The 24,315-nt window shown below is 50.9% G+C and carries 15 protein-coding genes and 1 pseudogene; 12 read left to right on the top strand and 4 right to left on the bottom strand.

Going from position 1 to position 24,315, the window contains the following annotated elements; genetic code table 11:
- The first annotated feature begins 64 nt into the window (after positions 1–64).
- From ACIPDS_RS17295 to ACIPDS_RS17265, 7 genes are all read left to right on the top strand, one after another.
- Positions 65–268, top strand: a complete 204-nt coding sequence (locus tag ACIPDS_RS17295) for a YbdD/YjiX family protein (RefSeq protein ID WP_400738414.1) — start codon at positions 65–67, stop codon at positions 266–268.
- 10 nt (positions 269–278) lie between these two features.
- Positions 279–1,232: a GTPase gene (gene yjiA, locus ACIPDS_RS17290; RefSeq protein WP_400738412.1), complete on the top strand. Its 954-nt coding sequence runs from the start codon at positions 279–281 to the stop codon at positions 1,230–1,232.
- A 322-nt stretch (positions 1,233–1,554) separates the two neighbouring features.
- Positions 1,555–3,900 carry an N-6 DNA methylase gene (locus ACIPDS_RS17285; protein ID WP_400738410.1) on the top strand — a complete coding sequence of 782 codons (2,346 nt, stop codon included), beginning with the start codon at positions 1,555–1,557 and terminating at the stop codon, positions 3,898–3,900.
- The gene (locus tag ACIPDS_RS17280; RefSeq protein WP_400738407.1) at positions 3,900–5,210 is read left to right on the top strand and encodes a restriction endonuclease subunit S; all 1,311 of its coding nucleotides are present in this window, start codon (positions 3,900–3,902) and stop codon (positions 5,208–5,210) included. The genes ACIPDS_RS17285 and ACIPDS_RS17280 overlap by 1 nt, the downstream gene beginning before the upstream one ends.
- On the top strand, positions 5,207–8,449 hold the full coding sequence (locus ACIPDS_RS17275; protein ID WP_400738404.1) for a type I restriction endonuclease subunit R: 3,243 nt from the start codon (positions 5,207–5,209) through the stop codon (positions 8,447–8,449). Before ACIPDS_RS17280 ends, ACIPDS_RS17275 begins: the two co-directional genes overlap by 4 nt.
- A gap of 51 nt (positions 8,450–8,500) precedes the next feature.
- Positions 8,501–10,360, top strand: a complete 1,860-nt coding sequence (locus ACIPDS_RS17270) for a 3'-5' exonuclease (protein ID WP_400738401.1) — start codon at positions 8,501–8,503, stop codon at positions 10,358–10,360.
- A gap of 511 nt (positions 10,361–10,871) precedes the next feature.
- The gene (locus tag ACIPDS_RS17265; protein ID WP_400738398.1) at positions 10,872–11,417 is read left to right on the top strand and encodes a YfaZ family outer membrane protein; all 546 of its coding nucleotides are present in this window, start codon (positions 10,872–10,874) and stop codon (positions 11,415–11,417) included.
- Positions 11,418–11,474: 57 nt separating this feature from the next.
- Here ACIPDS_RS17265 and ACIPDS_RS17260 read toward each other — a convergent pair whose 3' ends face one another.
- From ACIPDS_RS17260 to ACIPDS_RS17250, 3 genes are all read right to left on the bottom strand, one after another.
- Entirely contained in the window at positions 11,475–12,845 is a 1,371-nt protein-coding gene (locus ACIPDS_RS17260) for an NAD-dependent succinate-semialdehyde dehydrogenase (protein WP_400738395.1), read from the bottom strand.
- Between the two features lie 154 nt (positions 12,846–12,999).
- On the bottom strand, positions 13,000–13,998 hold the full coding sequence (locus tag ACIPDS_RS17255; protein ID WP_400738392.1) for an Rpn family recombination-promoting nuclease/putative transposase: 999 nt from the start codon (positions 13,996–13,998) through the stop codon (positions 13,000–13,002).
- A gap of 188 nt (positions 13,999–14,186) precedes the next feature.
- Positions 14,187–14,351: a DUF1127 domain-containing protein gene (locus tag ACIPDS_RS17250; RefSeq protein ID WP_400738389.1), complete on the bottom strand. Its 165-nt coding sequence runs from the start codon at positions 14,349–14,351 to the stop codon at positions 14,187–14,189.
- 178 nt (positions 14,352–14,529) lie between these two features.
- Between ACIPDS_RS17250 and ACIPDS_RS17245 the strand changes: the two genes are divergently transcribed.
- Positions 14,530–15,942, top strand: a complete 1,413-nt coding sequence (locus ACIPDS_RS17245) for a PLP-dependent aminotransferase family protein (RefSeq protein ID WP_400738386.1) — start codon at positions 14,530–14,532, stop codon at positions 15,940–15,942.
- A gap of 217 nt (positions 15,943–16,159) precedes the next feature.
- Here ACIPDS_RS17245 and ACIPDS_RS17240 read toward each other — a convergent pair whose 3' ends face one another.
- Complete coding sequence (locus ACIPDS_RS17240; protein WP_400738383.1) at positions 16,160–16,534, bottom strand: type II toxin-antitoxin system HigA family antitoxin; 375 nt, start codon at positions 16,532–16,534, stop codon at positions 16,160–16,162.
- 153 nt (positions 16,535–16,687) lie between these two features.
- Between ACIPDS_RS17240 and ACIPDS_RS17235 the strand changes: the two genes are divergently transcribed.
- The 4 genes and pseudogenes from ACIPDS_RS17235 (at position 16,688) to ACIPDS_RS17220 (ending at position 24,302) form a co-directional block, all read left to right on the top strand.
- Positions 16,688–17,854: a restriction endonuclease gene (locus ACIPDS_RS17235; protein ID WP_400738380.1), complete on the top strand. Its 1,167-nt coding sequence runs from the start codon at positions 16,688–16,690 to the stop codon at positions 17,852–17,854.
- Between the two features lie 63 nt (positions 17,855–17,917).
- Positions 17,918–19,537: an N-6 DNA methylase gene (locus ACIPDS_RS17230; protein WP_400738377.1), complete on the top strand. Its 1,620-nt coding sequence runs from the start codon at positions 17,918–17,920 to the stop codon at positions 19,535–19,537.
- Positions 19,527–20,894, top strand: a complete 1,368-nt coding sequence (locus tag ACIPDS_RS17225) for a restriction endonuclease subunit S (RefSeq protein ID WP_400738374.1) — start codon at positions 19,527–19,529, stop codon at positions 20,892–20,894. The genes ACIPDS_RS17230 and ACIPDS_RS17225 overlap by 11 nt, the downstream gene beginning before the upstream one ends.
- 94 nt (positions 20,895–20,988) lie before the next feature.
- Positions 20,989–24,302, top strand: a pseudogene (locus ACIPDS_RS17220) (type I restriction endonuclease subunit R).
- Positions 24,303–24,315 lie beyond the last annotated feature (13 nt).

Here is a 24,315-nt window from a genome sequence, read left to right as displayed (position 1 = left end):
CATCACTGTAGGCCGGATAAGGCGCTCGCCGCCATCCGGCTTTATTCATTATCTGGATGCGACAATGTTTGGTAATTTAGGACAGGCAAAAAAATATCTCGGTCAGGCAGCAAAAATGCTGATTGGCATCCCGGATTACGACAACTACGTCCTGCACATGCAGACCAACCACCCGGATAAGCCATACATGACCTACGAAGAGTTCTTCCGCGAACGCCAGCAAGCGCGCTATGGCGGCGATGGAAAAGGCGGCATGCGCTGCTGCTAATGGAGACAACATGACCCCGATTGCAGTTACTCTACTTACCGGTTTCCTCGGTGCGGGAAAAACCACCCTCCTGCGCCACATTCTTAACGAAGAGCACGGCTTTAAGATTGCCGTGATTGAAAACGAGTTCGGTGAAGTCTCCGTTGACGACCAGTTAATTGGCGACCGCGCCACCCAAATCAAAACCCTGACCAACGGCTGCATCTGCTGCACCCGTTCCAATGAGCTCGAGGACGCACTGCTCGACCTGCTCGATAACCGCGACAACGGTAATATTCAGTTCGACCGCCTGGTGATTGAATGCACCGGCATGGCCGACCCCGGCCCGATCATCCAGACCTTTTTCTCCCACGACGTTCTGTGCGAACGTTACCTGCTGGACGGCGTCATTGCGCTGGTTGACGCGGTACACGCCAACGAGCAGATGAACCAGTTCACCATCGCCCAGTCGCAGGTGGGTTACGCCGACCGTATTCTGCTGACCAAAACCGACGTGGCCGGTGACACCGTAAAACTGCGCGAACGTCTAACACGTATCAACGCTCGTGCGCCGATTTACACCGTGATCCACGGCGATATCGACCTCTCCCAGCTGTTTAACACCAACGGTTTTATGCTGGAGGAGAACGTCACCTCAACGCCGCGTTTCCACTTTATGGCCGACAAACAAAACGACGTGTCGTCTATCGTGGTCGAGCTGGATTACCCGGTGGATATCAGCGAAGTCTCCCGGGTGATGGAAAATCTGCTGCTGGATTTTGCCGACAAGCTGCTGCGCTACAAAGGGATGCTGTGGATTGATGGGGAACCGAATCGCCTGCTGTTTCAGGGCGTGCAGCGCTTATACAGCGCAGATTGGGATAGACCGTGGGCGGAGGAAACGCCGCATAGCACGATGGTGTTTATCGGTTTAGCCCTGCCGGAAGACGAAATTCGCGCGGCATTCGCCAGCCTGAAAAAATAACCCGTAACCCGTAACCCGTAGCCCGGCCAAGCGAAGCGCCGCCGGGAGCCGCTCGGTGCAAATCCCGGCGGCGCTTCGCTTGGCCGGGCTACCTTTTGGCCTACCAAATCATCACAATCAAGCCATTCTACCGGTATACACATACATATAAATAATCGTTAGCTCCCTTTGCCCGGCGTCAAACAACACTGAAACTAATAAAAATATCTAATACATTAATGACAACTATAATCGATTGATTTAAAAGATTTTATTGATCAGTTTCAACAAGATAAAAGTTTTTAGCGGGGATACTAGATATCATCATCAAGGATCCCTCCCAATGCCAGACATTAATTTCTCTCAAGTCGCTGCCTTTCTCTGGTCCGTTGCCGACCTGCTGCGCGGCGATTTCAAACAGTCCCAATATGGCCGCATTATCCTCCCTTTTACTCTGCTGCGCCGTCTGGAGTGCGTGCTGGAAGAGAGCAAAGCGTCCGTACTGGCTCAGGTCGAAAACGTTCAGGCCATGAACCTGCCGGAAGAGGCGCAGGAAAAGATGCTGCTGCGGGCAACGGGCGGGCTGACGTTCTTTAACACCTCGCCGATGGACCTCAGCAAGATGGGGCAAAACGGCATCAAGGCCAACCTGGAAAAGTACGTTCAATCCTTTTCAACCGATGCCCGTGAGATTTTTGACCACTTCAAGTTCAGCGAGTTTGTCGACCAACTGGAAGAGGCCAACCTGCTGTATAAGGTGGTGGAAAAGTTTGCAAAAGCAGATTTAAGCCCGAAGGACATTTCCAACCATGATATGGGGCTGGTGTTTGAAGAGTTAATCCGCCGCTTCGCGGAAGGCTCAAATGAGACAGCCGGTGAGCACTTCACCCCGCGCGATATCGTGCGTCTGACCACCTCATTGGTTTTCATCGGCGACGACGATGCGCTCACCAAAGACGGCATCATCCGCACCATTTACGATCCGACGGCGGGCACCGGCGGGTTTCTCTCCTCCGGGATGGAACTGCTGCACAAGCTCAATCCCAACTCGGTAATGCGCGCCTTTGGTCAGGAGCTCAATCCCGAATCCTACGCCATCTGTAAGGCGGATATGCTGATCAAAGGTCAAGATGTCAGCCGCATCAAGCTCGGCAATACCCTTTCCAACGATCAGCTTCCCGCAGAGAAGTTTGACTACATGCTCTCCAACCCGCCGTTCGGCGTGGACTGGAAAAAGATCGAGGGCGAGATTGGCGATGAGCACGCGCAGAAAGGTTTTGACGGACGCTTTGGCCCCGGCCTACCGCGCGTCTCCGATGGCTCGTTGCTGTTTCTGCTGCACTTAGTCAGCAAAATGCGCGACGCCCGCAGCGGCGGTGGGCGTATTGGCATCATCCTTAACGGTTCCCCGCTATTTACCGGCGGCGCAGGCAGCGGCGAAAGCGAGATCCGCCGCCACATTCTGGAAGCCGATCTGCTGGAAGGCATCATCGCCCTGCCGACGGACATGTTCTACAACACCGGTATCGCCACCTACGTATGGATCCTCTCCAACAAGAAAGCGCCGGAGCGCAAAGGCAAAGTCCAACTCATTGATGGCAGCAACCTGTGCGGCAAAATGCGCAAATCGCTGGGCTCGAAGCGGAACCTGATGGGTGAAGACGATATCCGGCTCATCACCCAGACCTTCGGTGGTTTTGAGGCGATAGAGGCCACCACGCTGGAAGCGCTGGGGCTGGAGAAAGCGCCGGAGCAAAAATCCAGCCGTGGTCGTCAACCCTCCACCGCGAAAAGCGAAGCGCCAAAAACCTTCGCCAGCAAAATCTTCAACAGCACCGATTTTGGATATCGCCGCCTTACCATTGAGCGCCCGCTGCGCCTGTCCGCGCAGATCAGCGATGAAGCCATTGCCGCATTACGCTTCGCACCCAAGCCGCTTAACGCGCCGATGGAATGTCTGTATGAGGCATTCGCCCCGCAATGGCAGGCAACAGGCTACGGCGACTTCACCGGTCTGGAAACCGAAGCCCGCGCCATTATCAAAGCCGAATTTGCCGAGCTGAAAGAGAAGCAAATCAAAGATCTGCTCGACAGCAAGCTGTGGCTGGCCCAGCGCGAGTTGATGGAAAAAGCCCGGCATATCCAGGCAGCGTTTGGCGACAGGCTCGGCGGTATTTCCCATATCAGCAATGACTTCAATCAGTTCCAGATTGACTTAAAAAGCGCGCTTAAAACCGCTGGCGTGAAGCTGGATGCCAAAGAGAATAAGCAGTTTATCGACGCGGTAACACGCAAAAACCAAGACGCCGAGCCGGTGGTGAAGAAGGTATTAAAAGAAGACGCCCAGCCGCTGTACGGCGCGTTTGCCTATCGCGGGCAGGTGGTGGAGTTTGAGCAGGACGGCGAGCTGCGGGATAACGAAAACGTGCCGCTGGATCCCGCTATTTCCACCAGCGATTTGATCGAGAGCTATGTCAAAGCGGAAGTGTTGCCGCACGTTCCCGATGCGTGGATCAACGCCGACAAACGCGATGCGAAAGACGGCGAGATCGGCATTGTCGGCTACGAGATCCCTTTTAACCGTCATTTCTATGTGTACACGCCGCCGCGATCGCTGGAGGAGATTGATGCTGATTTGGATGCGGTGAGCGTCGAGATTATGCAGTTGCTGCGGGAGGTGCACTCCTGATGGCTAAGTATAAGGCGTATTCGGAGTATAGGGATTCTGGGGTGGAGTGGTTGGGGGAGATACCTCAAAATTGGCATGCTTATACTGGGAAACGGCTATTTAGTAGTGTCAAAACTCCTGCACATTCAAATGATGAGCAACTTGCAGCCAGTCAAAAATATGGCGTTATTCCTCAAACTTTAATGATGCAACTTAATGAATCAAAAGTGATGCTGGCATTAAAGGGAACTGATTCCTTCCGACATATTGAAAAGAACAATTTTGTTATAAGCTTGCGTAGCTTTGAAGGTGGAATAGAGCACAGTAAATATCAAGGTTGCGTTTCACCTGCATACACTGTCTTGAAAAACATCAAAGAAATTGAATTTTCTTTTTATCGCTATCTTTTAAAAAGTGCTCCTTATGTCTCTGCCTTACAGGCATCTACAGATAGTTTGAGAGATGGAAAATCGATTAACTATGAGCAATTTGGTGCAATAGCACTTCCATACCCGTGTCTTCAAGAGCAATCGATAATTGCTCATTTTCTCGATTACAAAACAGCAAAAATCGATAACCTTATCGAGAAACAACAACAACTTATTGAACTGCTAAAAGAAAAACGTCAGGCCGTGATTAGCCATGCGGTGACCAAAGGGCTAAATCCTGATGTGATGATGAAGGATTCGGGTGTTGAGTGGTTGGGCACAATCCCCGAAAACTGTACTTTGACTAAATTAAAGTACATCGTTCGATTAGAAGTAAATAAAACAACTGAAAACAATAGTCCATATATTGGTATGGAAAATATTTCAAGCGGCACTGGATGTTTTATAAATAAAGATGAAATCATACCTGAAGGAATATCATCATCCTTTTTTGAAAATGACATTCTTTTTGGCAAACTACGGCCTTATTTGGCTAAGTGTTGGCTCGCGACATTTTCAGGCGTATGCTCTTCAGAATTTTTAGTTCTACGCACAAGTAATATAGACCCTAAATTTTTAAATTATTATCTTTTAACTAATGAATTTATTAAGCAAGTCGATTCATCTACTTACGGAACAAAAATGCCAAGAGCGAATTGGGAATTTATTAGCCAATTGCCTGTTCCTGGCTGGTCCTGTGAAAATGCAAAAAATATAGCAAGTCATTTAAATAGTATAACCAAAAAAATTGACAATCTGCTTGAATTGCAACACCAACAAGTAATATTACTCCAGGAACGCCGCACCGCCCTCATCTCCGCCGCCGTCACCGGCAAAATCGACGTCCGTCACTGGCGCGCCCCCGACGAGCAAACCGCAACCGAAGCGGAGGCAATCCTATGACCCTCGACATCACCCGCGAGATTAACCTGCAAAACGACATCATCCACCAGATGTCCACCAACGGCTGGGTCGTCGGCAAAAGTGACGGTTACGATCGCGAACGCGCGCTCTACGTGCAGGATACCCTGCAATTTGTACAAACCACTCAGCCGCAGGAGTGGGAAAAATTCGCGAAGATCTACCCCAACGACACCGAACGTCATTTCCTCGACGCCGTCGTCGGCCAGCTTCAAAAAGCCGATATCAACGCCACCGATATGCTCTCGCGCAGCTGGGGCACGCTTGGCGTACTTCGCCATGGCCTGAAAATCCGTAACGCGCGCTTCTTTTTCTGCCAGTTTAAGCCAGAGCACACGCTCAACCCGGACACCCTGGCGCGCTACCGGCAGAATATCTGCCGTATCGTGCCGGAGCTGGTCTACAGCCCTCACGCCAGCGCGGTCAATAACAATGATCTGAAAGCGAAACGCTGGCGCATCGATCTGGTGCTGTTTATCAATGGCCTGCCGGTCGCCACGCTGGAGCTGAAATCCGAGTTTAAGCAGGCGGTACAGAACGCTATCACCCAGTATAAGAAAACACGCTTACCGAAAGATCCGCTCACCAACAAACCCGAACCGCTGCTGACCTTTAAGCGTGGGGCGCTGGTGCACTTCGCCGTCAGCCAGTTCGACGTTTATATGGCCACCCGACTCGCGGGCGATGACACCTTCTTCCTGCCGTTCAACAAGGGCACTAAAGAGGGTGGCGCGGGCAACGAGATCCCGGAAGATGCGGGCCGCTATGCGACCGACTATCTGTGGAACGAGGTGCTGCTGCCGGATAACCTGCTTAAAATCCTCGCCAGCTTCGTGCATCTGCAAATCCAGGAGAAAGAAGACTGGAACGGACAGAAGTACAAAAAAGAGAGCCTGATCTTCCCGCGTTATCACCAGTGGGATGTGGTCAACAGACTGCTACAGGCCGCTGCGGTCGAGGGCACCGGCAACAAATATCTGATCCAGCACAGCGCCGGTTCCGGCAAGTCAAACTCTATCGCCTGGACTGCACACCAGCTATCCCGCCTGCATGATGATAGCGGCGCTAAGCTGTTTCACTCGGTTATCGTGGTCACCGATCGCACGGTCCTCGACGATCAGCTACAGGACACCATCTACCAGTTCGAACATGCCGACGGCGTGGTCGGGCGCATTAATAATAAAGAGGGCGAGGGTTCCAAATCAGAAAAGCTGGCTAGCGCTCTGGAACACTCGCAGCCGATCATTATCGTCACCATCCAGACCTTCCCATTCGTGCTGAAAGCGATAGAAAACAGCGTCAGCCTGAAACAGCGTAAATACGCGGTCATTGCCGACGAGGCGCACTCATCACAAAGCGGCTCCACGGCGCGACAGCTAAAAGAAGTGCTGATGAGTGAAGAGCGGGACGAGGATACAGTGCTGTCTTCAGAAGACAGTCTTAACGCCACCATTGCCGCCCGGCGCAACAGCGGCAACCTGAACTATTACGCCTTTACCGCCACGCCCAAACCCAAAACGCTGGAGCTGTTTGGTCGCCTTCCTGATCCAGAAGAAACGGCATCAGCCACTAACAAACCGGCGGCGTTCCACGTTTACACGATGCGTCAAGCTATTGAGGAAGGCTTTATTCTCGATGTGTTGAAAAACTACACCAACTATAAAGTGGCCTATCAGCTGCTGCAAAAGCTGGAAGATAAAGACCGGGAAGTAGACAGTAACCGCGCAAAGATCAGGCTGAACCAGTGGGTGACGCTACACGATTACAACGTGTCGCAGAAGGTGAAGGTCATCGTCGAGCATTTTCGTAAGCATGTGATGAACCTGCTTGGTGAACAGGCGAAAGCGATGGTGGTCACCAGCTCGCGTAAAGCCGCGGTACGCTACAAGCTGGCGTTTGATAAATACATCATCGAAAACCACTATGCAAAAATTAGCGCCATGGTGGCGTTTTCCGGTGAAGTCGAGTTTCAGGAAAGCGATCCTAACAGTCTGGCGTTGCAGAACCAAAAATTCACCGAAACCAACATAAATCCGGGGCTAAAAGGCCGGGATATGCGTAAAGCGTTCGATAGTGAGGATTACCAGGTAATGCTGGTTGCCAATAAATTCCAGACCGGTTTTGATCAACCCAAACTGTGCGCCATGTATGTCGATAAAGCGCTTGGTGGCGTCGAGTGCGTACAAACCCTTTCACGCCTGAATCGCACCTATCCGGGCAAAGCGGAGTCGGGCACCTTCGTGCTCGATTTTTACAACGATCCTCAGGACATCCTGGATGCCTTCCAGCCCTATTATCAGACCGCTAAGCTGACCGATGTCAGCGACCCGCAACAGGTATTCGACCTGTTTGAGAAACTGCGCGCTGGTCAGATTTTCCACTGGTCCGAAGTCGAGCAGTTCTGCGACGCCTTTTTTACAAAGAATAAATCCAACGCCGCCATCAGTAATATCTGCCGTCCAGCCGTCGAACGCTGGCAGAAGCGCTATGCGCTCGCCGTCGATGCTTATCTGACCGCCAAAGAGATGTTTGAAAGAACGAAGAAAACCGGTGATGTGGTGCTGATCACCAATGCGGAAAACAGCTTCAAAGCCTGTAAGCAGGAAAAAGATCGGCTTGAGATTTTTAAAAAGGATCTCGGTAGTTTTGTACGCCTTTACGAATTTATGTCGCAGATCGTCGAGTACGATGATAAAGATCTGGAAAAACTCAGCCTATTCGCCCGCCATCTACGGCCTTTATTACATGAACAACGGCTGGAGGAAGACGAGATCGATCTCAGCAACGTCGAGATGAGCCACTACCGCTTATCAAAGATCCACGAGCAGCATCTGAAATTACAGGAAGATGCCGCAGCATATACGCTCAACCCCAGCAACGACGTCGGTACGGCAAAACCAAAAGATAAGAAAGAAGAGTTTTTGTCTCAGATCCTGGCGCGCATGAACGATCTCTTTGTCAGCGATCGTCTTACCGACAACGATATGGTTAGCTACGCGGTCAGCATCACAAATAAAATTAATGAAAACAGTATCGTCATGAAGCAAATAAGAAATAATGCGCCGGATCAAGCCATATTAGGTGACTTTATTAAGGCCGTGGATGATGCAGTCATCAGCAGTAATGAAGCTCATCAGGAAATGATGGTACAGTATTTATCAAATCCGGTATTAGCGCAGAAGTTCGCTCACATTGTGTTCGATATGTTAAAAAATAATTAACAATATTAGAATTAATCGTCATTAAAATTAACGATAATAAGCGAGAAGAAAATGGCCACTATCATCCCCACCATTGGCAGCTGTGGCGATAAAATTACCGCAGGTGAAAAACGGCTGGCAAGATTACTGGAAAGCAATCTAAACGAAGACTGCTTATGCTGGTACGATATTCCAACAGGTGAAAAGCAAGAACATCCTGACTTTATCATTTTGGATCCGAATAAAGGTCTTCTTTTTATTGAAGTCAAAGACTGGTACGTCACAAAAATAAAATCAGCAAATAAATCACATGTTGTGTATGAGACCGTGGATGGTGAGGTGTCTTTGACCAACCCCGTTGAACAAGTCAGACAATATTCTTACAGCGCTATTAATTATCTTAAAAGAGATCCTGAGTTGAAGCAAAAGAATGAGCGCTATAATGGGAGTTTTTGCGCACCTTATGGTCATGGCGTTTACCTAAGTAATATCACACGTAAGCAGTTTGATAAATATTTTAACAATGGTCACCACAATGATGTATTCCCTGCTGACATCGTTATCTGCAAAGATGACATTACTGAATTTATGTCTCAGGAAGAAATATCGACTCGGTTATTCAAACTGCTTAAGCATACGTTCCCGCAGAAAATCAATCCAAAGCAAGTCGATCGTATCCGCTGGCATCTTTACCCAGAAATTCGCATCAACCATCACCATGATGGTCAGCGCGAAAGCCATCAGAAAAATCATTCCCTGCAAACGCCCAGTATTATTAAAATAATGGATACACAGCAGGAGCTATTGGCTCGTAGCCTTGGCGAAGGGCACCGTGTGATCCACGGCGTAGCCGGTTCGGGAAAAACACTTATTTTACTCTATCGGTGCCTGCATCTGGCTAAAAATAAAAAATCAGAAAAACCTATTCTGGTTATTTGCTATAACATCATGCTGGCTCGAAAATTAAACACGTTAATCAATAGCCATGCATTCCCTGTGCCAGTAGAAATTGTTAATTTTCACGCCTGGTGCTTTAAACAAGCCAAAACGCATAACCTCTTGCCAGAACAAGGTGATAATTTTATTCCGCGCCTTGAGGAGGCAATCGTTAATGGATATAAAAACAATACTATTAAATCGGAGCAGTACAGCGCAGTTCTGATCGATGAAGGCCATGATTTCAAGCAGGACTGGCTCAGAATACTCTCTCAGATGGTTGATAAAGAGACCAACGCATTGCTCTTTCTCTATGATGATGCGCAATCGATATATCAAAAGAAAAGCGCATTAGACTTCACGCTTTCCAGCGTTGATATTAAAGCGCAGGGTCGTACGACCATCCTTAATATCAACTATCGAAATACTCAGCAAATATTACATTTTGCAACCAATATCGCCTTTGACTATCTTAATGATCATATTGATGAAAGTCTAAAATATCATAAACCTGATGCCGGTGGGCTCTATGGTCAATATCCCATACTTAGAGCGTTTTCCGATCAAGGAAAAGAGATTAGTCATATCGTTGAATGGTTAAAAAAAGAGAGCGCCAAAGGAGTTAGCTGGAACGATATGGCAATATTATGCCCATCAACAGCAGTGCTTTCAGAAACATTGGTTAACAAACTCACTGATGAAAAAATACCCTTCACATTTATCAAAAAACCAGACGATAAAAAACGCTATGCGCCTCAAAATAATACTATCGCCATCATTCCATTACCCAGCAGCAAGGGCCTGGAATTCCACTCTGTTGTCGTGATGGATAGTTCTTACATTCGTGAAGAGACAGACGATCTTAGTGATGATATTAAGCGACTGTACGTGGGTTTTACTCGAGCAACCCATAATTTGCTGGTGACGCTGCACCGAAAGAATGCGCTAAGCCAGCACCTCACAACCCTCTATCAGACCATATCATCAGATATCTAATAACGCGTAGATAGGGTATGCAAGCACCGTTGATTGCCTGATGGCGCTGCGCTTAACAGGCCTACAAAACCCGCATCGTAGCCCGGCCAAGCGAAGCGCCGCCGGGAGCGGCTCGGTGCAAATCCCGGCGGCGCTTCGCTTGGCCGGGCTACAACAACACCTTAAATCCCGACCTCCCTGCGCCTGTAGGGGGTAATTAAATACGTAGAAATGTAAATTCTTATTTTTATTCATGACAATTGGAGCGTTTTTGGAAATTATTAGAAAGGAAATTAATTCATTGCCAATCAATATCCCCCGCTCTGTTCAAGGTCCGTTTAACCAAAAACTAAATAGACGCTAAACATCAAAACGCTAATCGTTGACGCTGGTAAAAACAAACATTCAAGCAACGAAAAAAGATCATAACGATTACATTATCAGTATTAAAAATCGACTTCAGTCACATTTGCAGAAGTAAATCCCACTTGGTAAGGTGCCCTCAGATTAATTTGATAACGAGGCAGACACCATGAAAAAGCTTAATATCCTTATCCTTTCCGCTCTGACCGCCGTATCTGGCTCCGCGCTGGCAATGGGTGGCAGCATTGAGCAGGGTAAAAACTTCACCAACCTGAACGTTGAGATGGGTAAATCCACCTCTGGCCTGTATGCCGAAGGTAACTGGCTTAAAAATACCGACGATGGCACCCAGACCGGCGGCGTGGGCGCGGGTTATAACCTCGAAGTGGGCCCGGTGATGCTCAATGCCGGTGCGAAAGCCATCTACCTGGGGCCGAAAAAAGGCGATAACGGCGTCGCATTCCCAATCGGCGGCGGCGTGAGCGTTGCGCTGACCGACAGCATTAACGTCTTCGGTGAAGGCTACGTCGCGCCGAATGGCCTGAACAACAGCGTGAAAAACTACGTTGAAGCCAACGGCGGCGTAAGCTGGACGCCAATTAAGCCGGTGACGCTGAAAGTGGGTTACCGCCACGTTAGCGTAGACGGCAAAGATGGTCGCCCAGGCCACACGCTGATTGACGGCGCGTATGTTGGCGGCGGCGTCAGCTTCTGATAAGTTCCAGAAAAAAGCCGGTCACGTTATGTGACCGGCTTTTTTGTATAACAACCGCTATTTATGCACGACCACCAGCTTCTGGTTCACAAACTCTTTAATCCCCAGATCCGACAGCTCGCGCCCGTAACCGGAACGCTTAACGCCGCCAAACGGCAGCTCTGCCGCAGTATCGGTCAGCCAGTTGATGTACACCATCCCGGTCTCAATACGCGACGCCATTTTCTTCGCCCGCTCAATATCCTGACTAAAGACCGCACCGCCCAGGCCATAGTGGGAGTCATTGGCCAGCGCGACCGCTTCGTCATCGTCTTTCACCACATAAATCTGCGCGACCGGGCCAAAGAACTCTTCAAAATAGGCTGGATTATCGCGGGAAATATGGGTCAGGATGGTCGGTTCAAAGAAGCTCCCATCACGCGCGACGGGTTTACCGCCCAGATGAAGCTTCGCCCCATTTTTCACCGCTTCATTAACCTGTTTGGTCAGCGTCTCCAGCGCATCTTTTGACGACAGCGGGCCAAGCGTGGTGCTTTCATCAAGCGGGTCGCCAATCTTCACCTGCTTAAATGCTTCGGTAAATTTGCTCAGGAAGGCGTCGGCAATTTTCTCATGCAGCACAAAGCGTTTTGCCGCCGTACACACCTGACCTGCGTTGTTGAGTCGGGCATTCACGCCAATTTTTACCGCTTTCTCAAGGTTGGCGTCGTCCAGCACCACGAATACATCGTTACCGCCCAATTCCAGGGTCGATTTTTTAATGTGTTTCGCCGCCTGCGCCGCCACGACGCTACCCGCTTTTTCAGAACCGGTCAGCGCCGCGCCCTGAACGCGTTTGTCGGCAATAATGTTGGCGACCTGATCCTGCGTAATAAAGAGGTTCGCCCATGCCCCTTCCGGTGCGCCTGCTTCACGAACCAGATGCGCAAAGGTCTCCGCACAATGCGGCACGATACTGGCGTGTTTTGCCAGCACCGGATTACCCGCAGCCAGGTTCGGTGCCAGTACGCGCATAAGTTGATAATAAGGGAAATTCCACGGCTCGACGGCCATCAGCACGCCAATTGGGTGATGCTCAACCCACGCCTCGCCAAGCTCGGATTGGTACTTAACCGGTGCCAGAAATTGTTTCGCGTTATCGGCGTAATAGCGGGCGATCTGCGCGCACAGCTTGACCTCACCACGGCTCTGTTCGATGAGTTTGCCCATCTCCTGACTGGCGATTTTTGCCAGTTCGTCAACACGCGAGTCAATCAGATCGGCAAGTTTATGCAGCACTGGCAGACGCTGGTCAATATTGCCCTTCACCCAATCGGAGTGATAAAGCGCATCAGCCGCCTTGAGCGCGGCTTCCACATCGGCATCGGTGTGACCCGGGTATTCTTTGATAAGCTTGTTCGTGGCAGGGTTAACTGTCTGGTAAGCCATATTGAATCTCCTTGTTTTTACCGCTTAGGGTATTAAGGGTAGTCAAGATGACTGGGTTTGGGCGTAAAGTTGGGTATATACGGAGGTTTCCGATCCTATTCCCCCGCAGCGATAGCAGGGGAAGGCTTACCCGCCGACCTTACAGGCCTGAATACTAATGGTGGCTAACCGCAATATCGTCTGCTGTTAACCCGGTAATTTTTTGCACGATCTCAAGCGCCATACCTTCCGCAAGCATGGTACGGGCAATACGCACGGCCTCAGCGTGTTTTCCTTCAATTAGCCCTTTTTCTAAGCCTTTAACTATTCCTTTTTCTAATCCTTCTTCTAAGCCTTTTTCTAAACCCTTTGCTAACCCTTCCTTACGACCTTCACGTCTACCTAAACGCCGGAGCATCTTCTGCAATATTTCTCCGTTTGTCATAAACGCCTCCTTGTGCTGTGGAACCCGATGGATAATCTCCTGAATAAACCGACCCACTTCCGGCGCACCAGGAGAATGTATCAAATAATTAAACAACGTCTTCAACTGGCTGTCATTAGTGAACCCCGTAAGTAAAATCGCGCTCACCTTGTCAACAATTCGCAATAAATCACGCTGGCGGATATGTTTTTGCATCAGCTCAAGCAGGGCAATCCGGCGATGATGGACAATCTCATCGTCAGGCATCACGGTAATATCGACCAGCGGAAACGCCGTCGCATATACCTCGCGCGCAAGTGTCGGCGAGGCAAACTCGTCCAGCCAGCAAAGTGAATAGGGATAAGGGCTGGCCTCCCCATGATAAAAAAGCATCGGTACCACCAGCGGCAGCGTTTTATATCCGGCATCGAGATGGCGCTGCATCGCAGCAACCGCATAACGCATTAGCCGAAATGCCATGTGCGGGTCGGCCGTACTCTGATGCTCAATCAGGACATAGATATAGCCTTCTCCCTCATGAGTTTTAAGCGACCAAAGCACGTCCGAGTAATACGCCCGCAGGTTATCTTCAATAAAACTGGTGGGTTCCAGTTTGAGCGTTTGCAGATCGCACCGTTCACGTAACGCTGGTGGAAGATGAATTAACAGGAAGTCCCGCGCCGTTTCCGGGTGACTTAAAAACTGTTTAAACACCGCATCATGCGGCATTGAAGTTACGCGTATTTTCATGGCGTTCCGTCACCTAATGAACTCGATGGCCGAACTCTACGCGCTTGCCAAAATCACAGCATCCTGCCGATTTCACTCTTACGAGCCGTTACGAGAGAAGAATATGTACCGCCAAAACTGATTCATTTTTGTGGAACGTTGCACGCAAAAAGAGCGACAACACGCATGCGTCGCTCTTTTTGCTGTTCTTAACCCACTTCATCTCGACGCAGCCCGACATCTTTAAGCTGTTCATCGCTCATTGCCTGCAATACGCGACGCGTTCGCCACAAAATAACCTGCTTTTTAATAAACCGCCCCACCAGTACAAAGCCAATAAACGGCTGTCTTGCCCGATTTTCATGAAATTCCATACTCCACCTCCTCACCTTGCCAGAGGCTTTATCTTCACGTATTTCCCGCCCAGCAATACAGATTCAAAAAACACTTTTCTTTAACATACAGATTCGCTAAAACGGTATCTGCACGCGGTTTTTGCCGCACAACTGTACTGGTTTTTTTATCTGTATGGCGACTATCGGGGATACAGCAATGACGCGTTACCAACATCTGGCTAACCTGCTGGCCGAGCGGATTGAACAAGGGCTGTATCGTCACGGCGAGAAGCTCCCTTCCGTGCGCAGCCTGAGTCAGGAGCATGGCGTCAGCATCAGCACCGTGCAGCAGGCGTATCAGACGCTGGAACAGCGTCAGCTAATCACCCCGCAGCCGCGCTCCGGCTACTTCGTGGCACCGCAAAAAGCCCAGCCGCCGGTGCCGCACATGTCGCGCCCGGTACAGCGTCCGGTGGAGATCACTCAATGGGATCAGGTGCTCAACATGCTGGACGCCCGCAATGACAAGTCGATCATCCCCTTCGGCGGCGGCTCTCCGGACGTCACCCAGCCCAGCCTGAAACCACTGTGGCGCGAGATGAGCCGCGTGATACAGCACAACATCATCGACGTGCTGAGCTACGACGAACTTGCCGGCCGTCGCGAACTGCGCGAGCAGATCGCCCGCCTGATGCTCGACGGCGGATCGGTGGTCACCGCCGACGATCTGATCATCACCAGCGGCTGCCACAGCGCGCTATCGCTGGCGCTGCTGTCGGTATGCCAGCCCGGCGACATTATCGCCGTTGAATCCCCCACCTATTACGGCACCATGCAGCTGCTGCGCGGCTTAGGGCTGAAGGCCATTGAGATCCCAACCGATCCCAACACTGGGATCAGCGTCGAAGCGCTGGAGATGGCGCTGGATCAGTGGCCAATTAAAGGGGTGATCCTCGTGCCCAACTGCAACAACCCGCAGGGTTTTATCATGCCCGACGCCCGCAAACGCGCGGTGCTGAGCCTTGCCCAACGCTACGATATCGTGATTTTTGAAGATGATATCTACGGCGAACTGGCGACCGACTATCCGCGCCCGCGCACCATTCACTCGTGGGATATCGACGGCCGGGTCATGTTGTGTAGCTCATTTACCAAGACCATTGCCCCCGGCCTGCGCATCGGCTGGATTGCGCCAGGCCGCTATTACGACCGGCTGCTACAGATGAAGTACGCCGCCAACGGCACCAACGTTCCGTCGACCCAGCTGGCGGCATCAAACTTTATTCGTGAAGGCCATTACCACCGCCACGTGCGGCGTATGCGGCAGATTTACCAGCGCAATATGGAAATCTACACCTGCTGGCTGCGGGAATATTTCCCCTGCGGCATCTGCGTTACCCGTCCGACGGGCGGCTATATGCTGTGGGTCGAACTGCCCGAACAAGTGGATATGGTATGCGTGGCGAAACAACTGTGTCGGATGAAGATCCAGGTGGCGCCGGGATCGCTGTTTTCGGCGTCGGGGAAGTATCGGAACTGCTTGCGGATCAACTGCGCGCTGCCGCCGATCGAGAAGCATCGGGAGGTGATGGTGCAGTTGGGGGAGGCGGTGAAGGTGGCGATGGAGTGACATGAATCCACCGCCCATGGTTGATGTCAGGCCGCCCAAGGGCGGTCTCAGACTGCTGACAAACCTAAAAAATAGCACGGGCGGTTCCCTCGCCCCTCTGGGGAGAAGGTTAGGGTGAGGGGAAATTTGTTGATGTAGCAACGAGTTATCACCCTCACCCCGGCCCTCTCCCTGAAAGGGAGAGGGCGAAAAGCGGCCCGATATCGCTTTATGGCGGTTAAAAGAACCACTCTGGTTTCACGCCAAAACGCGCAGATAACGCCTTAATATGAGCGATAGTCAAAGAACGCTGGCCGGACAGGATCTGGCTCACCAGTGACTTAGAGCCGATCTCCTCTTTCAGGTCAGCATAAGACAGCTTGTGCTGGTCAATCAGCGTGCGCAGCAGCGCAACGCCGACCGGCATCTCAGCGACGGCTTTGTTGAACTCTGTAAAACGTTCGTTGTTATCTTCATAGTCCGCGATTTTGCTCGCCAGAAAGTCGATAACCGGGTTCTCATCGTCGTTCTCGATCAGATAGTCCACCAGCTGCATGCATTGTTTTCCAGCTACGCTGGCATCCCAGCTTAATCCAGACGGTTCAATTGTCATCCTTGAGTCCCACATAACGGTCAACTGTTATATTATTCCACCGTTTTACCGCAACGCTAAAATCATCGTGTTCTTTGCAATAACTGACTCACGCCAAAGAATTTTTTTCTCGCTATGGCAAGCTACGTCCATTATTGCCGCTAAGAGATTATCGTGAAAAATTATAAAGTCATTACCCCGCTGTTCCCGACGTACACTCAGGTAAAAGCGATGATGAAAGCCGTTTCAGGTTACTCCCTGAAATCGGTTCGCAGCATGATTACCGCCATCTTTGAGCAAACCGGTACCCCACAAAACCCGGTCGACTGGTCAGAACCTGATTTGTGGATCAACGAGCGCTTAAGCGGCGAAGATGCCGAGATTGCCCTACGTATCTGGCAAACCGACAATCATATTCTTAACCCTCGCCACAGCTACGGCTGTTACCTGTTCCTGAACTACCCGTTGTTTGATCTGATGGCAAGCACTGCCGACGACGCCTGGACCCCTACGCTTCGCGGCGAACGTTTTCTGCAAGACGACAACGAAACGCTGCGCTGGCTGGACGACCAGGAAGGGCTGATACAGCTGCTGGAACTGCTCGCTGGCCGTGAAATGTCGCGCCGTGCGGACTTGCTGCCGGAGTGGCAGGCATTCTTACACCAGCACTCAAAATTTGCCTCCGACCGCTCGGCAAAAAGCACGCTCTACTCCCGCCTCTACAACCTGATTGACCGCCAGCTGGCGGCCCGAGAAGGGATGAGCTATCGCATTACTGACGCCGGGCGCGAGTGGCTGACGCAAGCGTTGCCGACGCAGCAGGCTGACCCGCGCAAAGAGCTACTCGAAGCCGTGAAGCGTTATAACGCGCAGCAGAAAGAAGTATTACGCGAGCAGCTTTCTACCATGAACCCCTACAAATTTGAGCATCTGGTGGCGCAGCTTCTTGAAGCAATGGGCTACGAGCAGGTTGAAGTCACCAAAGCGTCGGGAGACAAAGGCGTCGATGTAGTGGGTAAAGTGCAGGTCGGCATCACCACCATTACCGAAGTGGTGCAGGTGAAGCGAATGCAGAACACCATCAACCGCCCGCTGATCGATCAGCTGCGCGGCGCGCTTCCCTATCACAAGGCCATTCGCGGCACGCTGATCACCACCGGGAGATTTGCCGCCAAATGCGCAGAGGCCGCCCTGTACCCAGGCGCTGCGCCGATTACGCTGATTGATGGCGACCGTCTGTTAGAATTGCTGATTGAAAATAACGTCGGCATCCGACGCAGCAATGCGGTTGAGCTGCTGGATGTGGATTTGCAGCTGTTCGACGAACTGGAAATCGACTAAAGGGCGAACTTAACCGCTTTTACCGTTACAATAGCCACCTTATTTTTCCTGATTGAGTTCATCATGGCCAAAGCACCAACGAAAAAAGCCAAAGCAAAGAAAGGCTTTGAAGACACATTATGGGATACCGCGAACCAGCTTCGCGGCAGCGTAGAATCCTCCGAGTACAAGCACGTGGTGCTGAGCCTCGTGTTCCTCAAGTTTATCAGCGATAAGTTTGAAGCCCGTCGTAAACAGATGGAAGACGAAGGCCAGGGCGATTTCCTCGAAATGGAAGTCTTCTATCAGCAGGACAACATCTTCTATCTGCCGGAAGAGGCGCGCTGGTCGTTCATCAAACAGCACGCCAAGCAGGATGATATTGCCGTGCGCATTGATACCGCGCTCTCCACCATTGAGAAGCGCAACCCGTCGCTGAAAGGCGCGCTGCCGGACAACTACTTCAGCCGTCAGAATCTGGAAACCAAGAAGCTGGCGTCGCTTATCGACACCATCGATAACATCGAAACGCTGGCCCACGAAACCGACGTGGAAGCGCTGTCGAAAGAAGACCTGGTCGGTCGCGTGTACGAATACTTTCTCGGTAAGTTTGCCGCCACCGAGGGCAAAGGCGGCGGTGAATTCTATACGCCAAAATGCGTGGTGACGCTGCTGACCGAAATGCTCGAACCGTTCCAGGGCAAAATTTATGACCCCTGCTGCGGCTCGGCGGGGATGTTTGTCCAGTCGGTGAAGTTTGTTGAAAGCCACCAGGGGAAAAGTCGCGATATCGCCCTGTACGGCCAGGAGCTGACGGCCACCACCTACAAGCTGGCGAAGATGAACCTTGCCATTCGTGGCCTCTCCGCCAACCTTGGCGAGCGCCCGGCGGACACCTTCTTCAGCGACCAGCACCCGGACCTGAAAGCCGACTATATCCTGGCCAACCCGCCGTTTAACCTGAAAGACTGGCGCAACGACGCCGAGCTGACCAAAGACCCGCGCTTTGCTGGCTACCGTACGCCGCCGACCGGTAACGCCAACTACGGCTGGATTTTGCATATGCTCTCCAAGCTGTCGGCCAACGGCACCGCCGGTTTTGTGCTGGCGAACGGCTCGATGAGTTCCAACACCAGCGGCGAAGGCGAGATCCGCGCGCAGATGATCGAAAACGATCTGTTCGACTGCATGATCGCCCTGCCCGGCCAGCTGTTCTTCACCACCCAAATCCCGGTGTGCCTATGGTTTATGACCAAATCGAAGGCAGCCGATCCGGCCAAAGGCTATCGTAACCGTCAGGGCGAGACGCTGTTTATCGATGCGCGTAATCTCGGCACCATGATGAACCGCACCACCAAAGAGCTAACGGCGGACGATATCGCCACCATCGCCGACACCTACCATGCGTGGCGCAGCACGCCAGAAGAGCTGGCCGAGCGCGTTAAGCGCGGTGATAGTAAACTGGCGCAATACGAAGACCAGTCTGGATTCTGCAAGGTCGCGACTATTGAAGAGATCAAGGCTAACGACTATGTGCTGACGCCTGGCCGCTACGTCGGTGCCGCCGAGCAGGAAGATGACGGCGTGGCCTTTGAAACTAAAATGCGTGAGTTGTCGCAGACGTTGTTTGCGCAGATGAATCAGGCGGAAGAACTGGATAACGCAATTCGCCAGAACCTGGAGGCGCTGGGTTATGGGGAGTAAGTGGATAGAAGTATCGCTGGGAGAGATTTCTGAAAAAATCGGTGATGGAATTCACGGAACACCTGTTTATAACGATTCGGGTAATTATTATTTTATTAATGGAAGTAATTTATCTGATAACTCAATAAAAATAACCGATACAACTAAGCGAGTTGATCATGATGAATTTCTGAAACATCGTAAAGAATTGGGTGATAACACTGTTTTAGTCTCCATAAATGGTACTATCGGAAATACAGCGCTATATAATAATGAAGATATAATCTTAGGTAAAAGTGCTTGCTATATAAACTTAAAAGATAGCATTAGCAAATATTTTATACTCTACATACTTTCTGGTTACTTATTCCAAGAGTATATTCAAAGATGCTCAACCGGAAGTACAATCAAAAACGTATCGCTAAAAATGATGCGTGATTTCAGATTTCTAATGCCTGAATCGAAAGAAGATCAGGAGAAAGCTGTACATATAATAAAAAAAGTTGATGAGCGAAGAAGATTAAGTAATGCTCAAAACCAAACCCTGGAACAAATGTCCCAAACCCTGTTCAAATCCTGGTTTGTGGATTTCGACCCAGTGATTGATAACGCGCTGGATGCAGGAAACCCAATCCCGGAAGCGCTGCAATCTCGCGCCGAACTGCGTCAAAAAGTACGCAATAGTGCTGATTTCAAACCACTTCCGGCGGATATTCGTGCACTGTTCCCGGCTGAATTTGAAGAAACAGAGTTGGGTTGGGTGCCAAGGGGTTGGAAAGAAGGTTCAATTCCTGATATAGCCTTTATAAATTCCACATCATGGGGTACTAAGAATCAACCTGATTATGTCAATTATGTAGATCTTTCTAACGCAAAAGATGGGATAATCAGTTCCATTGAAGAAATCCCATTTGAAGATGCACCAAGTCGAGCAAGAAGAATATTAAAAAAAGACGACCTTATCTTTGGTCTTGTTAGACCTGCAAATAGATCGTTTGCATATGTACATGTTGATGGTTTAACTGGTAGTACTGGTTTCGCTGTGATCAGAGCCAAAGATACAATTTATAAAAACTTCATTTATTATTTTGTTACCTACGACAAAAACGTTGAAGAACTGGCAAGAATTGCAGATGGCGGCGCATATCCTGCAATTAAGCCTGATGATATATGCTCTTTGCCTTTAATCATTCCCCCAGAGGAGATCGTCCAGAGGTTTGATGAGTCAACAAGCAACTTTAGAGACCTGATGAATAATTCATTAGTTCAAAACGACCATTTAACCGCCCTCCGCGACACCCTGCTCCCCAAACTCATCTCCGGCGAGCTGTCCCTGGAGGATCTGCCAAACTTAGCCAACCAAACCGAACCCACATAACGCATTTTGCCCCTGAAAAATCAGGGGCTTTCTGTTAAGGTTTTCTCTGTTACAGGAACCCTTACCAGAAAATCAGCCAGGGCCGGAGCGAGATATGCATCTCTCATTCAGTGAAGCGAAGTTAGAACAGGCGATAATTGAACTATTACAGGATCAGGGCTATCAGCACCTGATCGGCGATAATGTGCCGCGTTCCAGCCTTGATCAGGTGATTATCGAAGACGATCTTCGCCACTACCTCGCCGCGCGCTATCAGGCCGAGGGCATCACCGAAGAGGAGATCCAGCGGCTGATCAAACAGTTCACCACCCTGCCCGCCTCCGATCTCTACGAAAGCAACAAAACCTTCTGCGCCTGGCTGGCCAACGGTTTCCTGTTTAAACGCGACGATCGCCAGCAGAAAGATCTCTATATCGAACTGCTCGACACCCGGCATCTGCCCGCCGCGCTGCGTGAACTGTTCGATACCGAAGAGGTTCCGCTGCAACAGGCCGCGGAAACGCTGGCAAGTTATCATCTTACCCAGCCGCTGAACTGTGTAAAAATCGTCAATCAGCTGACCATCACCGGCAAAGAAAACCAGCCGCGCATTCCAGATGCCATTCTGTATATCAACGGCTTGCCGTTAGTTGTGTTTGAATTTAAAAGCGCGGTGCGCGAGCAGGAAGCCAATATTGGCGATGCGTATAAACAGCTCTGCACCCGCTATCGCCGCGATATTCCGCAGCTGTTTGTCTATAACGCGCTGTGCATTATCAGCGACGGCGTCAATAACCGCATGGGCAACCTGTTCGCGCCGTACGAGTATTTCTACTCGTGGCGTAAAGTCACCGGCAATGAAAACCGCGAGCAGGACGGCATCCCTTCCCTGCACTCGATGATTCAGGGGCTGTTTCATCCGGTCCGCCTGCTGGACGTGATCAAAAACTTTATCTGCTTCCCGGATAAAGCCAAACACGAAGTGAAAATCTGCTGCCGCTACCCGCAGTACTATGCGGCGCGCAAGCTGTACTACAGCATCGAACGGGCGCGTAAACCTTTCGGCGACGGCAAGGGCGGCACCTACTTTGGCGCAACCGGCTGCGGCAAGAGCTACACCATGCAGTTCTTAACCCGCCTGCTGATGAAAAGCGTCGAGTTCGCAAGCCCGACGATCGTGCTGATCACCGACCGCACCGATCTCGACGATCAGCTCTCAGCGCAGATGTGCAATGCCAAAAACTATATCGGCGACGACACCGTAGTACCCGTCACCAGCCGCGAGGATCTGCGGGAGAAACTGGCCGGTCGCAACAGCGGCGGCGTCTTCCTGACCACCATCCATAAATTTACCGAAGACACCGAACTGCTCTCCGAGCGCAGCAATATCATCTGTATTTCCGACGAAGCGCACCGCAGCCAGGTCAACCTCGATCAGAAAGTGATCGTCGATAAAGAGAGCGGCAAGGTGCGCAAGACCTACGGTTTCGCCAAATATCTGCACGACTCGCTGCCGCAGGCCACCTACGTTGGTTTTACCGGCACGCCTATCGACGCCACGATGGAAGTCTTTGGCCACATCGTCGACAGCTACACCATGACCGAATCCGTGCAGGATGAGATCACGGTACGCATCGTCTACGAAGGCCGCGCGGCAAAGGTCATACTCGATGCCAGCAAGCTGGAAGAGGTGGAAAAGTATTACGCAGAGTGCGCTGACGCGGGCACCAACGAGTGGCAAATCGACGAGAGTAAAAAAGCCAGCGCCACCATGAACGCCATCCTCGGCGATGACGATCGCCTGAAGGCGCTGGCGGAAGACTTCGCGAAACACTATGAAAAACGTGTCGCCGAAGGCTCAACGGTGAAAGGCAAAGCGATGTTTGTCTGCGCCAGCCGCGAAATTGCCTGGGATTTCTATTGTCAGTTGAAAGACTTTCGTCCCGCGTGGTTTGAGGTTAAGCAGGCCCCGGATGGGGTTGAGCTGACCGAGCAGGACGAGAAAGAGCTGCCGCCGTCCGAAATGGTCAAGATGGTGATGACGCGCGGCAAAGACGATGACGCGAAACTGTACGAGCTGCTGGGCAGTAAAGAGTACCGCAAAGAGCTGGATAAACAGTTCAAAAACGCGAAGTCGAATTTCAAAATCGCCATCGTGGTGGACATGTGGCTGACCGGTTTTGACGTGCCGGAGCTGGACACCATTTATATCGATAAGCCGCTGCAAAAGCATAACCTGATCCAGACTATCTCCCGCGTTAACCGCAAGCTGGAAGGTAAAAGCAAAGGGCTGGTCGTCGACTATATCGGCATTAAGCGCCAGATGAACCAGGCGCTGGCGATGTATTCGCGCATCGACGCCACCAACTTTGAAGATATTCAGCAGTCGGTGATTGAAGTGAAAAATCATCTCGATCTACTGGCGCAGGTGTTCCATGAATTCGACAGCCGCCCTTATTTCAGCGGCGAGCCGCAAGCGCAGCTTGCCTGCCTGAACTTCGCAGCAGAATTTGTGCTGCGCACCCAGAAGCTGGAACGCCGCTTTATGGGGCTGGTGAAGCGGCTGAAAGCAGCCTATGACGTCTGCTGCGGCAGCGAGGCGCTGTCGCAGATTGAGCGCGACTATATCCATTTTTATATTGCCGTGCGCTCTATCGTCTTCAAGCTGACCAAAGGCGACGCGCCGGACGTCACGCAGATGAACTCCCGCGTGCGCGAAATGATCGCCGAAGCACTGAAAGCCGACGGCGTGGAAGAGCTGTTTTTCCTGGGCGATAAGAAAGCGGAGTCGATCGATATTTTCGACGACGATTATCTGGCGCGCATTAATAAGATCAAACTGCCGGCGACAAAAATTCAGCTGTTGCAAAAGCTGCTGGAAAAAGCCATCAGCGACTTTAAAAAGATCAATCAGCTGCAGGGGATCAACTTCACCCGTCGTTTCCAGTCGATTATGGATAAATATAACGAGCGCCGGGAAGATGACGTCCTCAACGGTGAAGAGTTTGATAACTTCAGCCAGGAGATGACCGATATTATCTACGATATTAAAACCGAGATGGGCACCTATGCCGAGATGGGGATTGATATCGAGGAGAAAGCCTTTTACGACATTCTGGCGCATATGCGCGATAAGTATCAGTTCACCTATGAGGACGACAAGATGCTGGCGCTGGCGAAAGAGATGAAGGCGGTGGTCGATAACACGTCAAAGTACCCGGACTGGAGCAAGCGTGATGATATTAAAGCGAAGCTGAAGGTGGAGCTGATTCTGCTGCTGCACAAGCACAAGTTCCCGCCGGTGGCGAATGATGATGTATATATGGGCGTGCTGTCGCAGGCGGAGAATTTTAAGGCGAACATCACTGCATCATGATTCACATCATTCAATTTTCAAACCATAATACGAAGATTATATTACAATGTTAAACTATGTATAATT

Source organism: Kluyvera sp. NPDC087067 (assembly GCF_044745165.1).
GTDB lineage: Bacteria > Pseudomonadota > Gammaproteobacteria > Enterobacterales > Enterobacteriaceae > Kluyvera.
This window is presented reverse-complemented; position numbering and strand designations above follow the sequence as displayed.

Excerpts from the sequence above, each read along its gene's own strand:
- ACIPDS_RS17225 (WP_400738374.1), top strand. The coding sequence starts at position 19,527 with ATGGGGAGTAAGTGGATAGAAGTATCGCTGGGAGAGATTTCTGAAAAA.
- ACIPDS_RS17275 (WP_400738404.1), top strand. The coding sequence starts at position 5,207 with ATGACCCTCGACATCACCCGCGAGATTAACCTGCAAAACGACATCATC.
- yjiA (WP_400738412.1), top strand. The coding sequence starts at position 279 with ATGACCCCGATTGCAGTTACTCTACTTACCGGTTTCCTCGGTGCGGGA.
- ACIPDS_RS17250 (WP_400738389.1), bottom strand. The coding sequence starts at position 14,351 with ATGGAATTTCATGAAAATCGGGCAAGACAGCCGTTTATTGGCTTTGTA.
- ACIPDS_RS17230 (WP_400738377.1), top strand. The coding sequence starts at position 17,918 with ATGGCCAAAGCACCAACGAAAAAAGCCAAAGCAAAGAAAGGCTTTGAA.
- ACIPDS_RS17270 (WP_400738401.1), top strand. The coding sequence starts at position 8,501 with ATGGCCACTATCATCCCCACCATTGGCAGCTGTGGCGATAAAATTACC.
- ACIPDS_RS17255 (WP_400738392.1), bottom strand. The coding sequence starts at position 13,998 with ATGAAAATACGCGTAACTTCAATGCCGCATGATGCGGTGTTTAAACAG.
- ACIPDS_RS17265 (WP_400738398.1), top strand. The coding sequence starts at position 10,872 with ATGAAAAAGCTTAATATCCTTATCCTTTCCGCTCTGACCGCCGTATCT.
- ACIPDS_RS17280 (WP_400738407.1), top strand. The coding sequence starts at position 3,900 with ATGGCTAAGTATAAGGCGTATTCGGAGTATAGGGATTCTGGGGTGGAG.
- ACIPDS_RS17245 (WP_400738386.1), top strand. The coding sequence starts at position 14,530 with ATGACGCGTTACCAACATCTGGCTAACCTGCTGGCCGAGCGGATTGAA.
- ACIPDS_RS17260 (WP_400738395.1), bottom strand. The coding sequence starts at position 12,845 with ATGGCTTACCAGACAGTTAACCCTGCCACGAACAAGCTTATCAAAGAA.
- ACIPDS_RS17285 (WP_400738410.1), top strand. The coding sequence starts at position 1,555 with ATGCCAGACATTAATTTCTCTCAAGTCGCTGCCTTTCTCTGGTCCGTT.
- ACIPDS_RS17295 (WP_400738414.1), top strand. The coding sequence starts at position 65 with ATGTTTGGTAATTTAGGACAGGCAAAAAAATATCTCGGTCAGGCAGCA.
- ACIPDS_RS17240 (WP_400738383.1), bottom strand. The coding sequence starts at position 16,534 with ATGACAATTGAACCGTCTGGATTAAGCTGGGATGCCAGCGTAGCTGGA.